13 protein-coding genes are annotated in these 12,622 nt (G+C 68.5%); 9 read left to right on the forward strand and 4 right to left on the reverse strand.

From position 1 onward, the window contains the following. Positions 1–87 precede the first annotated feature (87 nt). The 3 genes from A7D27_RS10570 to hpaR form a co-directional block, all read right to left on the reverse strand. Positions 88–585, reverse strand: coding sequence for an AAA family ATPase (locus A7D27_RS10570; protein ID WP_069564843.1), 498 nt, complete (start codon positions 583–585; stop codon positions 88–90). 157 nt (positions 586–742) lie between these two features. After that, entirely contained in the window at positions 743–1,642 is a 900-nt protein-coding gene (hpaA, locus tag A7D27_RS10575) for a 4-hydroxyphenylacetate catabolism regulatory protein HpaA (RefSeq protein ID WP_069564844.1), read from the reverse strand. A 20-nt stretch (positions 1,643–1,662) separates the two neighbouring features. Then, complete coding sequence (hpaR, locus tag A7D27_RS10580; protein WP_069564845.1) at positions 1,663–2,085, reverse strand: homoprotocatechuate degradation operon regulator HpaR; 423 nt, start codon at positions 2,083–2,085, stop codon at positions 1,663–1,665. A gap of 332 nt (positions 2,086–2,417) precedes the next feature. Between hpaR and A7D27_RS10585 the strand changes: the two genes are divergently transcribed. The 9 genes from A7D27_RS10585 to A7D27_RS10625 all read left to right on the forward strand — a co-directional run bounded on the left by A7D27_RS10585 (position 2,418) and on the right by A7D27_RS10625 (position 11,387). Further along, complete coding sequence (locus A7D27_RS10585; RefSeq protein WP_069564846.1) at positions 2,418–3,098, forward strand: fumarylacetoacetate hydrolase family protein; 681 nt, start codon at positions 2,418–2,420, stop codon at positions 3,096–3,098. A gap of 11 nt (positions 3,099–3,109) precedes the next feature. Continuing rightward, on the forward strand, positions 3,110–3,883 hold the full coding sequence (locus tag A7D27_RS10590; RefSeq protein WP_069564847.1) for a fumarylacetoacetate hydrolase family protein: 774 nt from the start codon (positions 3,110–3,112) through the stop codon (positions 3,881–3,883). Between the two features lie 2 nt (positions 3,884–3,885). Beyond that, positions 3,886–5,346, forward strand: a complete 1,461-nt coding sequence (gene hpaE / locus A7D27_RS10595; protein WP_069564848.1) for a 5-carboxymethyl-2-hydroxymuconate semialdehyde dehydrogenase — start codon at positions 3,886–3,888, stop codon at positions 5,344–5,346. A gap of 132 nt (positions 5,347–5,478) precedes the next feature. Then, on the forward strand, positions 5,479–6,402 hold the full coding sequence (gene hpaD / locus A7D27_RS10600) for a 3,4-dihydroxyphenylacetate 2,3-dioxygenase (RefSeq protein ID WP_069563557.1): 924 nt from the start codon (positions 5,479–5,481) through the stop codon (positions 6,400–6,402). Between the two features lie 10 nt (positions 6,403–6,412). Beyond that, positions 6,413–6,805: a 5-carboxymethyl-2-hydroxymuconate Delta-isomerase gene (locus tag A7D27_RS10605; RefSeq protein WP_044405200.1), complete on the forward strand. Its 393-nt coding sequence runs from the start codon at positions 6,413–6,415 to the stop codon at positions 6,803–6,805. Between the two features lie 81 nt (positions 6,806–6,886). After that, positions 6,887–8,197 carry an MFS transporter gene (locus A7D27_RS10610; protein WP_069564849.1) on the forward strand — a complete coding sequence of 437 codons (1,311 nt, stop codon included), beginning with the start codon at positions 6,887–6,889 and terminating at the stop codon, positions 8,195–8,197. A gap of 13 nt (positions 8,198–8,210) precedes the next feature. Continuing rightward, entirely contained in the window at positions 8,211–9,014 is an 804-nt protein-coding gene (gene hpaH / locus A7D27_RS10615; protein WP_069564850.1) for a 2-oxo-hept-4-ene-1,7-dioate hydratase, read from the forward strand. Positions 9,015–9,036: 22 nt separating this feature from the next. Continuing rightward, a complete protein-coding gene (hpaI, locus tag A7D27_RS10620; RefSeq protein ID WP_069564851.1) occupies positions 9,037–9,840 on the forward strand; it encodes a 4-hydroxy-2-oxoheptanedioate aldolase in 804 nt (267 codons plus the stop codon). 92 nt (positions 9,841–9,932) lie between these two features. After that, a complete protein-coding gene (locus tag A7D27_RS10625) occupies positions 9,933–11,387 on the forward strand; it encodes an NAD-dependent succinate-semialdehyde dehydrogenase (protein WP_069564852.1) in 1,455 nt (484 codons plus the stop codon). A 225-nt stretch (positions 11,388–11,612) separates the two neighbouring features. Here the strand turns inward: A7D27_RS10625 and A7D27_RS10630 are convergent, their stop codons facing one another. After that, positions 11,613–12,545, reverse strand: coding sequence for a quinoprotein relay system zinc metallohydrolase 1 (locus tag A7D27_RS10630; RefSeq protein WP_069564878.1), 933 nt, complete (start codon positions 12,543–12,545; stop codon positions 11,613–11,615). Positions 12,546–12,622 lie beyond the last annotated feature (77 nt).

Below are 12,622 nucleotides of genomic sequence, written 5' to 3' on the forward strand. Positions count from 1 at the left end.
TCTCCCCGGCGGCCACACGGGCCGCCGGGGAGCCGGCATTCGGCGCGCCCCGGCGGCGGCTCGGTGCCGGCGTGAGCGTGGAGGGATCTAGACCGGAAGCGATAGGTGGGTGCGGATCGCCTCCAGCGCCGCGTCCACCGTCAGCCGGGCCGTGTCGACGGTGAAGGGCGGGCTGTCCCACGGGTCGAACTCATGCCGCTGCACGGACGCCCAGGTGGGCGGCACCAGGCCCGGGATGTCGCCCTGGCGCGTCTCGACCCGGCGCCGGTGCTCGGCCGCGTCACTGCAGACCACCTGCACGTCGCACAGCCTCACGCCCGCATCGGTCGCCACCTGCGCCCAGACCTGGCGGCTCTCGGCCACCGGGTTGACGCAATCCACCACCACCCGATGCCCCAGCCGCAGGTTGCCCAGGGCCAGGCCGTTGGCCACGCGGTAGCCGCTGGTGCCCACGTCGGCGGCGATGCCGGCCTCGCGGATGGCCTGCTCGATCACGTCGAGCCGCAGGTACACCGCGCCCAGCTCGCGGGCCAGGCGCGATGCGAGCGTGGTTTTGCCGGTGCCCGGCAAGCCACTGAAGGGCACCTCTAGAAACTACCTGCGTTGTCATCGCCGCGTTAAAAACAGGCTCAAAATGCTCATTTACAGTACGTAAACTGCGCTTTTTCGCCTGTTTTTGCCTTGCGCTGACGGCCTCGCCTACGTTTCTAGAGGCGCCCTGACGACGATCAGCACGCTCATCTCATTCCGTCCCTCGGCTGCTGCGGTAGGCCCCCGGGGTCATCCCGGCGTGGCGGGTGAAGAAGCGGCTGAAGTAGGCCGGGTCCTTGAAGCCCAGGCGGTAGCCGATGCCGTTCACCGACTCCCCGGTGAACAGCAGCAGGCGCCGCGCTTCCTGCATCAGCCGTTCGAACACCAGGCGCTTGGAGGGCATGCCGGCGATGCGTCGGCACACCTCGTTGAGCCGTGCCTCGGTCACGCCCAGCGCATCGGCGTACTGGCCCAGGCCCCAGTGCTCGGGATAGCGCTGTTCGATCAGCACGTTGAAGCGCTGGAAGATGTGCAGGTCCTCGCGGCGGGCCGGCTGAGCGGCCAGGGAGCGGCTGGAGAGGCGCAACAGGCTGATGAAGATCAGCTCGGTCAGTGCCACCAGGCTCAGGGCGCGGCCCGGTCGGCTGTCGGCGAACTCCTGGCGCAGTTCGTCGAACAACAGGTTCAGGCGCGCCACCTCCCCTTCGTAGCGCGGCTCCAGCGCCCCCACCGACACGCACAACGGCGCGATGCGCGGGCCGCTGGCAAGCCCGGCGTGGGCCTCCAGCAGCGGCCACACCAGTTGCTGGCGCACGGTCAGCACATGGCCGTCGCTTTCCGCATCGGTGACGAAGGCGTGGGTGACGGTGGGCGGGGTGAGGAAGAACATCGGCCCTTCCTGGACGAAGCCCTCGTCGTCGAGGAACACCCGCACGGTGCCGCTCTTGACGTAGTGCACCTGGAAGAAGCGGTCGTGGCGGTGCACCGGCATGTTGCGGCCGAAGAAGTCGGCCAGCTTGCCGAGGGCCTCGTAGTGCACGTCGGCATCGGCGTAGCGCTGGTCATAGACCTGGCCGATGTCGATGTTGGGGATGGGCGAGGACACCGCCATCGTGGCCGCCTCCGCGGGGCTCAGGGCTTGATCTGCTTCAGCTCGTTGAGCAGCTCCAGGAGCTGCTGCAGCTTGGCCTCGCCGAACTGCTGGTGGATCTTCTGGTAGTTGCGCTCCATGCCATCGCTCATGGACACGAAGCACTGCTGGCCCTTCTCGGTCAGGCCGACGAAGACCCGGCGCTGGTCCTGGGCGGACTTCCAGCGGCGCACCACGCCATCACGCTCCAGGCGCGCCAGCACGCCGGTCATGCTCGGCTTGAGGATGCAGGCCTGCTGCGCCAGCTGATGGCTTTCCATCTCGCCGGACTGGCGCAGGATGCGGATGACCCGCCACTGCTGCTCGGTCAGCCCGTGCTGGTTGAGCAGCGGCCTGAAGAAGGCCATGGCGGCCTCGCGGGCCTGCAGCAGGGTCAGGGTCAGGGACGGTCGTGGGGTCGACATCAGGCGGTCTCGGTGGGAAGTGAAGGTGAAGAATTTAATCAACAACCGCCGAACCGAGGCAATTACCTTCCTGCTGTCACAGCCTGTAAGCCCCCGCCTGGCAACCCGGTGCAACTCGGTTTGGCAGCCAGCGACAAGTCCCGTTTGCCCTCCGCGCTTTAAATAGCCACAGCCCGATCGCACGACCAAGGCTTGATTGTCGTTAACATATTAACTATAAAAGTTAACCTGTTAATGAGTTAACGGTTTTCAGGTGCTGCGCTCCCACCGTCGAGCCCACCTGGTTTTTTCATCGGGGCCCTGCCCCACCTGCGTCAGGAGTGAATGGATCCATGCGTCGCGCCACTAGCGAAGTCGCCCAAGGCACCCTGTTCGGCGTCGCGCTGAACTACAGGGGGCTGCTGGAAAGCCGACTGCCCGAGTTCAACGAGCCGCCCTACCAGAAGCCGCCGGTCAAGCCGGTGCTCTTCATCAAGACCCCGAACACCCGCAACCACGACGGCGGCGCCGTGCCCTTCCCGGCGGGCGAGCGCCTGCAGCCGGGCCCGGCCCTGGGTGTGGTGATCGGCCGCGACGCCAGCCGCGTCAGCGCCGAGGACGCCCTGGCCCACGTGGCCGGCTACCTCATCGTCAACGAGTTCAGCCTGCCGGAAACGAGCTACTACCGCCCGGCGGTGAAAGCCAAGTGCCGCGACGGCTTCTGCGCCCTCTCCGACGAGTTGGTGCCGGTCGAGAGCATCGGCAACCCGCACGCGCTGGGCATCCGCCTGCGGGTGAACGGCGAGCTGCGCCAGGAGAACAGCACCGCCAACCTGGTGCGCAGCATCCCCCAGCTGATCGCCGAGATCAGCGAGTTCATGACCCTGCACGAAGGCGACGTACTGATCACCGGCACCCCGGAAGGCCGCGTCGACGTACAGCCCGGCGACGAGGTGGTGGTGGAGATCGACGGCCTCGGCCGCCTCGCCAACACCGTGGTTGCGCAGATGACTGCGCAAACGGTTGCGCAATAAAGGAGTCCCCGATGAAACACGCACGCATCCGATACCAGGGCGACATCCACGCCGTGACCGTCGAAGACGGCAACGCCGTCCGCCTCGCCGATGGCCGCCTGCTGGCCGAAGACCAGGTCGAGTGGCTGCCCCCGGCCACCGGCAGCATGTTCGCCCTCGGCCTGAACTACGCCGACCACGCCGCCGAACTGGCCTTCAAGGCCCCCACCGAGCCGCTGGCCTTCATCAAGTCCCCCGGCACCTACACCGGCCACAACCAGGTCACCTGGCGCCCGGACAACGTCGCCTACATGCACTACGAGTGCGAGCTGGTGGCGGTGATCGGCAAGCCCGCGCGCAACGTCAAGCGCGAGGACGCCCTGCAGTACCTGGCCGGCTACACCGTCTGCAACGACTACGCCATCCGCGACTTCCTCGAGAACTACTACCGCCCCAATCTGCGGGTGAAGAACCGCGACTGCACCACCCCGGTCGGCCCCTGGATCGTCGACGCCGCCGACGTGCCGGCCCCGTCGAAGCTCAGGCTGCGCACCTGGATCAACGGCGAGCTGAAGCAGGAAGGCACCACCGCCGACATGATCTTCGACATCCCCTACCTGATCGAATACTTCTCCAGCTTCATGACCCTGCAGCCGGGCGACATGATCGCCACCGGCACGCCGGAGGGCCTGGCCGACGTGGTGCCGGGCGATGAAGTGGTAGTGGAAGTGGAAGGCGTCGGCCGCCTGGTCAACCGAATCGTCAGCGAAGCCGAGTTCTTCGCGTCCCGTAACAACGAGGTCTGAACATGATCAAGCACTGGATCGATGGCCGTGAGGTCGAAAGCAAGGAAGTCTTCACCAACTACAACCCCGCCACAGGCGACGCCATCGGCGAAGTCGCCAGCGGCGGCGCCGAAGAGATCGCCGCAGCCGTCGCCGCCGCCAAGGAGGCCTTCCCCAAGTGGGCCAACACCCCGGCCAAGGAGCGCGCCAAGCTGATGCGCAAGCTGGGCGAGCTGATCGATGCGAACGTGCCCAAGCTGGCCGAGCTGGAGACGCTGGACACCGGTCTGCCGATCCACCAGACCAAGAACGTTCTGATCCCCCGCGCCTCGCACAACTTCGAGTTCTTCGCCGAGGTCTGCACCCGCATGGACGGCCACAGCTACCCGGTGGACGACCAGATGCTCAACTACACCCTCTACCAGCCGGTGGGCGTGTGCGGCCTGGTTTCCCCGTGGAACGTGCCGTTCATGACCGCCACCTGGAAGACCGCGCCCTGCCTGGCCCTGGGCAACACCGCCGTGCTGAAGATGAGCGAACTGTCGCCGCTGACCGCCAACGAACTGGGTCGCCTGGCGCTGGAAGCCGGCATTCCCAAGGGCGTGCTCAACGTGGTGCAGGGTTACGGCGCCACCGCCGGCGACGCCCTGGTCCGCCACCCGGACGTGCGCGCCATCTCCTTCACCGGCGGCACCGCCACCGGCCGCAAGATCATGCAGACCGCCGGCCTGAAGAAGTACTCCATGGAGCTGGGCGGCAAGTCCCCGGTGCTGATCTTCGATGACGCCGACCTCGACCGCGCCCTCGACGCCGCGCTGTTCACCATCTTCTCGCTCAACGGCGAGCGCTGCACCGCCGGCAGCCGCATCTTCATCCAGGAGACCGTCTACGACCGCTTCGTCGCCGAGTTCGCCGCCCGCGCCAAGCGCCTGATCGTCGGCGACCCGCAGGACCCGAAGACCCAGGTCGGCTCGATGATCACCCAGGCCCACTACGACAAGGTCACCGGCTACATCCGCATCGGCATCGAAGAAGGCGCCACCCTGCTGGCCGGCGGCCTGGAGCGCCCGGCGGGCCTGCCCGCGCACCTGTCCAGGGGCCAGTTCATCCAGCCCACCGTCTTCGCCGACGTGGACAACCGCATGCGCATCGCCCAGGAAGAGATCTTCGGCCCGGTGGTGTGCCTGATGAAATTCAAGGACGAGGCCGAGGCCCTGCGCCTGGCCAACGACACTGAATACGGCCTGGCCTCCTACATCTGGACCCAGGACATCGGCAAGGCCCACCGCCTGGCCCGTGGCATCGAAGCCGGCATGGTCTTCATCAACAGCCAGAACGTGCGCGACCTGCGCCAGCCGTTCGGCGGTGTGAAGGGCTCCGGCACCGGTCGCGAAGGCGGCCAGTACAGCTTCGAAGTGTTCGCCGAGATCAAGAACGTGTGCATCTCCATGGGGAGCCACCACATTCCCCGCTGGGGCGTGTAGCCACGCCGGGTACTCATGCAGAACGCCCAGGTGCCGGGTCCCGGCACCCAGGGCGTCGTATCAGCTGGCGTGCATCCACAACCACAAGAATCCCGGCCGCCCCACCAGGCGCCCGCCACCAGGAGAACCGTCATGGGCAACGTTGCTCTGGCTGCCAAGATCACCCACGTCCCCTCCATGTACCTGTCGGAGCTGCCCGGCCCGCGCCACGGCTTCCGCCAGGCCGCCATCGACGGGCACATCGAGATCGGCCGCCGCTGCCGCGAACTGAACGTCGACACCATCGTGGTGTTCGACACCCACTGGCTGGTCAACGCCAACTACCACGTCAACTGCGCCGCCCAGTTCGAAGGGCTCTACACCAGCAACGAACTGCCGCACTTCATCAGCAACATGGACTACGCCTTCCCCGGCAACCCCGAGCTGGGCCGCCTGCTGGCCGAGGAATGCAACCGCCTGGGCGTGGAGACCATGGCCCACGACGCCACCACCCTCGCCCCCGAGTACGGCACCCTGGTGCCCATGCGCTACATGAACACCGACCGCCACTTCAAGGTCATCTCCGTCTCCGCCCTGTGCACCTCCCACTACCTCAACGACAGCGCCCGCCTCGGCTGGGCCATGCGCCAGGCCGTGGAGAAGCACTACGACGGCAACGTCGCCTTCCTCGCCAGCGGCTCGCTGTCCCACCGCTTCGCCCAGAACGGCCAGGCCCCCGGGTTCGCCACCAAGGTCTGGAGCCCCTTCCTGGAGACCCTCGACCACCGCGTGGTGCAGATGTGGCAGGACGGCGAATGGGAAGACTTCTGCGCCATGCTCCCCGAGTACGCCGTCAAGGGTCATGGCGAAGGCTTCATGCACGACACCGCCATGCTGCTCGGGGCACTGGGCTGGTCGAAGTACGACGGCAAGGCAGAGGTCGTGACCCCCTACTTCGGCTCCTCCGGCACCGGCCAGATCAACGCCATCTTCCCGGTCACCCCCCAGGACGGCTCGGCCATTCCCGCCGCCCAGGCCTCCAACCCCGGCGGCAACCCCACCGGCAGCCGCCTCTGAGGACCGCGCCATGCCGCACTTCATCGCCGAATACACCCACAACATCGAAGCCGAGGCCGACCTGCCCGGCCTGTTCGAGAAGGTCCACGCCTGCCTGGGTGCCTCCGGGGTCTTCCCCCTCGGCGGCATCCGCAGCCGTGCCGTGCGCCTGGACACCTGGCGCATGGCCGACGGCCAGCACGACTACGCCTTCGTCCACATGACCCTGAAGGTGGGCGCCGGCCGCGACCTGGCCACCCGCCGCCAGGTGGCCGATGCGCTGTTCGAGGTGATCAGCGGCCACTTCGCCGCGCTCCAGGCCCGGCGCCTGCTGGCCCTCTCCTTCGAGATGACCGAGCTGGACGCCGAGCTCAACTACAAGCTCAACAACGTCCACGCCTTCCTCAAGGGCCAGGCCGGCTGACCCCCGGCCCACCGCCGGCGCGGGGTGGCAACGCCCCGCGCCGCGCACCCCGACGCGACTCCCAACAAGAAGTACAAGACCATGAGCACCGCCCACACCGCCTGCCCCACCGGCGCTGACCACGCCACCCGCGACACCACCCACCGCACCGTCACCTGGCGGCTCATGCCGCTGCTGCTGGTGTGCTACCTGTTCGCCCACCTGGACCGCATCAACATCGGCTTCGCCAAGATGCAGATGAGCGCCGACCTGCAGTTCAGCGACACCGTCTACGGCTTCGGCGCCGGTCTGTTCTTCATCGCCTACGCCCTGTTCGGCGTGCCCAGCAACCTCGCCCTCGACCGCGTCGGCCCGCGCCGCTGGATCGCCACCCTGATGGTGGTCTGGGGCGTGCTCTCCACCAGCATGTTCCTGGTGCAGGGCGCCACCGGCTTCTACGTCCTGCGCTTTTTACTGGGGGTCGCCGAGGCCGGCTTCTTCCCCGGCATCCTCGTCTACCTCAACCGCTGGTACCCGGCCCGCCGCCGCGCGCAGATCACCGCCCTGTTCGCCATCGCCGTGCCCATGGCCGGGGTCATCGGCGGGCCGCTGTCCGGCGCCATCCTCGAAGGCTTCCACGACGCCCTCGGCCTGCGCGGCTGGCAGTGGATGTTCCTCCTCGAAGGCGCCCCCGTGGTGCTGCTCGGCCTGCTGGTCTGGGCGCGCCTGCCGGAGCGCTTCGATGACGTCGCCTGGCTCGACGACGCCCAGAAGCGCCAACTGCGCGAAGACATGGCCCAGGAGGAACAGCGCAAGCCGATCACCTCCTTCGCCGGCATCCTGCGCGACCGCCACGTCTGGCTGCTGGTGGCCATCTACTTCGCCGTGATGCTCGCGGTGAACACCCTGGCCTTCTGGATGCCCACCCTGATCCACGGCGCCGGCGTCGCCCGCGACAGCCAGGTCGGCCTGCTCAGCGCCGTGCCCTACCTCGCCGGGGTGTTCTTCATGCTCGCCTGCGGCCGCTCCTCGGACCGCCACCGTGAACGCCGCTGGCACCTTTGCGTGCCGCTGCTGATGTGCGCCATCGGCATCGCCAGCAGCGGCCTCGCGCCCACCAGCGCGATCCCCGTGCTGGCCGGCCTGATCGTCGCCGGCATGGGCGCCAGCGCCGCCCTGCCGATGTTCTGGCAACTGCCGCCGGCCTTCCTCTCCGACAAGGCCCAGGCCGCCGGCATCGGCCTCATCAGCTCCTTCGGCAGCATCGCCTCGTTCCTCGCGCCCTACCTCATCGGCTGGATGCGCGACACCACCCAGAGCGCCAGCCTCGCGCTGTTCGTCCTGGCCTTCTTCATCGCCCTCGGCGCCGGACTGGTGCTGCGCACCCCGGCCGCCCTGGTCAACCCACGCTAAGAGAGACCCCACCATGCTCGACGCCACCCTGATCCAGCAGGCCGCCGCCCGACTCGACGCCGCCGAACGCTCGCGGCAGCAGATCCGCCAGTTCTCCCTGGACCACCCTGGCATCACCCTCGAAGACGCCTACGCCATCCAGCGCGCCTGGGTGGCGCAGAAGATCCAGGACGGGCGCAAGCTGGTGGGCCACAAGATCGGCCTCACCTCCCGCGCCATGCAGGTGTCCTCCAACATCACCGAGCCGGACTACGGCGCGCTGCTGGACGACATGTTCTTCGACGAAGGCAGCGACATCCCCTTCGAGCGCTTCATCGTTCCGCGCGTGGAAGTGGAACTGGCCTTCATCCTCGGCAAGCCGCTGCGCGGGCCGAACGTCACCCTGTTCGACGTGCTCGACGCCACCGAGTGGGTCATCCCCGCCCTGGAGATCATCGACGCCCGCATCCAGCAGGTGGACCCGCAGACCCAGGTCACCCGCAAGGTCTTCGACACCATCTCCGACAACGCCGCCAACGCCGGCGTGGTGATGGGCGGGCGCGCCGTGCGCCCCACCGAGATCGACCTGCGCCGCGTGCCCGCCGTGCTCTACCGCAATGGCGTGATCGAGGAATCCGGCGTCTCCGCCGCTGTGCTCAACCACCCGGCCAAGGGCGTTGCCTGGCTGGCCAACAAACTGGCGCCCTACGACGTCACCCTGGAAGCCGGACAGATCATTCTCGGCGGCTCCTTCACCCGCCCGGTGGCCGCCCGCCCCGGCGACACCTTCCATGTCGACTACGATCAGTTGGGCTCGATTGCCTGCCGCTTCGTCTGAGACCCGCCCACAAGGAGTCCCCATGGACATGCCCGTCAACACATTCAAGCAACGCCTACTGGCCGGTGACGCCCAGGTCGGCCTGTGGCTCGGCCTGGCCGACCCGTACTGCGCGGAGCTGGCCGCCAACGCCGGCTTCGACTGGTTGGTGATCGACGGCGAGCACGCCCCCAACGACCTGCGCAGCCTGCTCGGCCAGTTGCAGGCCGTGGCGCCCTACCCCGCCCAGCCGATCATCCGCCCGCCCATCGGCGACCCGGTGCTGATCAAGCAACTGCTCGACATCGGCGTGCAGACCCTGCTGGTGCCCATGGTGGACTCCGCCGCCCAGGCCGCCGAGCTGGTGCGCGCCATGCGCTACCCGCCCTTCGGCATCCGTGGCGTCGGCAGCGCCCTGGCCCGCGCCTCGCGCTGGAACAGCGTGCCCGGCTACCTGGACCAGGCGGACGAGCAGATGTGCCTGCTGGTGCAGATCGAGAACCTCGACGGCCTGGCCAACCTCGACGCCATCGCCGCCGTGGAGGGCGTGGACGGCGTGTTCATCGGCCCGGCCGATCTCTCCGCCGCCATGGGCTATCGCGGCAACCCCGGCCACCCCGAGGTGCAGGCCGCCATCGAAGACGCCATCGCCCGCATCCGCCAGGCCGGCAAGGCCGTCGGCATCCTCAGCGCCGACGAAGCCCTGGCCCGCCGTTACCTGGCGCTGGGCTGCAGCTTCGTCGCCGTCGGCGTCGACACCAGCCTGCTGATGAAGGCTCTGCAAGGCCTCGCCAGCCGCTTCAAGGGCACGCCCGCGCCGCCGCCCAGCGCCGGCAGCGTCTACTGACCCGCATTCCCGACCCACCCCCATCAACGTCCGCCCCGGTGCTGCGCGCAGCGCCGGGAACGGGCGACGACCGTCCGAAACAAGGCAGACCGATGAAACTCAACGACCTCAACCTGCTGCGCGAACAGGCCTACGTGAACGGCCAGTGGATCGAAGCCGACGACGAAGGCCGCTTCGCCGTGACCAACCCGGCCAACGGCGAGCTGATCGCCGAAGTCGCCTCCCTCGGCCGGGTGGAAACCGCCCGCGCCATCGACGCCGCCCAGGCCGCCCTGCCCGCCTGGCGCGCGCGCACCGCCAAGGAGCGCAGCACGATCCTGCGTCGCTGGTACGAGCTGATCCTGGCCAACCAGGAGGACCTGGCCCGCCTGCTCAGTTGGGAGCAGGGCAAGCCCCTGGCCGAGAGCCGGGGCGAGATCGCCTACGGCGCCAGCTTCATCGAGTGGTTCGCCGAAGAAGCCAAGCGCGTCTACGGCGACGTCATCCCCCACGACAAGCCCGGCCGCCGCCTGGTGGTGATCAAGCAGGCCATAGGCGTGGTCGCCGCCATCACCCCGTGGAACTTCCCCAACGCCATGATCACCCGCAAGGTCGGCCCGGCCCTGGCCGCCGGCTGCACCGTGGTGCTCAAGCCCGCCTCGGAGACGCCGCTGTCCGCCCTCGCCCTGGCCGCGCTCGGCGAACGCGCCGGGATTCCCGCCGGGGTGCTGAACATCGTCCCCGGCACCCGCTCGCGGGAGATCGGCGCCGAACTGACCGGCAACCCGCGGGTGCAGAAGCTCTCCTTCACCGGCTCCACCGGCATCGGCAAGCTGCTGATGGCCCAGTGCGCCGAGACCATCAAGAAGGTCAGCCTGGAACTGGGCGGCAACGCGCCCTTCATCGTCTTCGACGACGCCGACCTCGACGCCGCCGTGCAGGGCGCCCTCGGCTCCAAGTTCCGCAACAGCGGGCAGACCTGCGTCTGCACCAACCGCCTGCTGGTGCAAAGCGGCGTGCACGACGAATTCGCCCGGCGCCTGGTGGCGGCGGTCAACGCCCTCAAGGTGGCCCCGGCGGAGGAGGACGGCGCCCAGCAGGGCCCGCTGATCAACGCCAAGGCCGTGGCCAAGGTGGAGGAACACATCGCCGACGCCGTCGCCAAGGGCGCCCGTGTCCTGGCCGGCGGCAAGCCCCATGCCCTGGGCGGCCACTTCTTCGAGCCCACCGTGCTCGGCGAGGTGACCCCGGACATGCTGGTGGCCCGCGACGAAACCTTCGGCCCGCTGGCGCCGATCTTCCGCTTCGACACCGAGGAGCAGGCCATCGCCATGGCCAACGACACCGAATTCGGTCTCGCCTCCTACCTCTACACCCGCGACCTCGGCCGCGCCTGGCGGGTCAGCGAAGCCCTCGAATACGGCATGGTCGGCGTCAACGAAGGCCTCATCTCCACCGAAGTCGCCCCCTTCGGCGGCATCAAGCAATCCGGCCTCGGCCGCGAAGGCTCCAGATACGGCATCGACGACTACATCGAGCAGAAGTACATGTGCCTGGGCATCGCCTGATGCCCAACCCGCACAGCACATAGCTTCTCCATCCCCATGGCGCTCGGCCTGGCTACGGCGGTGGAACGCTGAAGCGCAATCCACCCTGGGGACCCTGCGTCCCCACGGGAACAGGCGGCTGAAACGAACGGACACGGCCGACGCCGGACTTTTACGGGCCAAGGGTGAGTGGATGCTAGAAGCGCGCCGCTCCAACGGTTTGCGCCCATGGGTGCGGTGGCCTCCTCATTCGCTCGTAGCACTGTGCAGCACGGCCTGTTCGTAGCGGGGATAGAGGTGGCTGACGCTGCGCACCAGCTCGAAGCGGCTGAGGCTGACGGCAGCGAAGCGCTCGGGAATCGGCGCGCGGATCAGCTCGTTCATGTCCGCGCCCTGGGCCGCACCCTCGCGCAGCAGGCCGTCGAGCCAGCCCAGGTAGTCGCGCATCTGCTCGAAGGCGGCGGCGTCCTCGGTGACCGGCCCGTGGCCGGGCACCAGGTGCTTCCAGGGCAGCGCCTGGAGCTGGCGCAGGTCGTCGAGCCAGACCTCCAGCCCCGGGCTGTTGGGGGTGGTGAGGGCACGCTGGTAGAACACCAGGTCGCCGGCGAACAGCACGCCGGTGCGCGCGTCGAGGATGGCCAGGTCGGCCCCGGTGTGGCCGCGCAGGGCCAGCAGGCGCAACGGGTGGCCGCCAACGGTGCGGGTGCCCGCCTGCACGGCCTGGTCCGGCAGGCGCACTTCAGTGCCGCGCATCCAGTCGCCCACCAGGCGGTACATGTTCTCGGCCATGGCGTCGCCCTGCTGGCGCAGCAGTTCGGTGGTGCCGGGCAGCGCGGCGATGGGCACGTCGGCGAAGGCCTGGTTGCCGAGCACGTGGTCGGGGTGGTGATGGGTGTTGAACACCAGCACCACCGGGCGCTCGGTGACCCGGGCGATGGCACGGCGCAGGCTTTCGCCGTAGCGCCGCGAGGGGCCGGTGTCGATCACCACCACGCCGGCATCGGTGACGATGAAGGCGCTGTTGACCACGTTGCCGCCGTTGGCGCTGCTGAAGTTCTCGGTGCTGCCCTCCAGCAGCCAGGTGCCCTCGGCGATGCGCCGGGGCTCCAGGGGGTACTCCGGCTCGGCACGGGACAGCAGCGGCAGCAGGATCAGGAACCCCAGCACCAGCAGGCCCATCGCCGGGCGGGTGGCCACGGGCCGTGGTTCGCGGGGATGGGGCTGGTGATGGCGCACGTCTATCTCCTTGAGCGCAG

This window comes from Pseudomonas sp. 1D4 (assembly GCF_001728925.1).
Classification (GTDB): Bacteria; Pseudomonadota; Gammaproteobacteria; order Pseudomonadales; family Pseudomonadaceae; genus Metapseudomonas; species Metapseudomonas otitidis.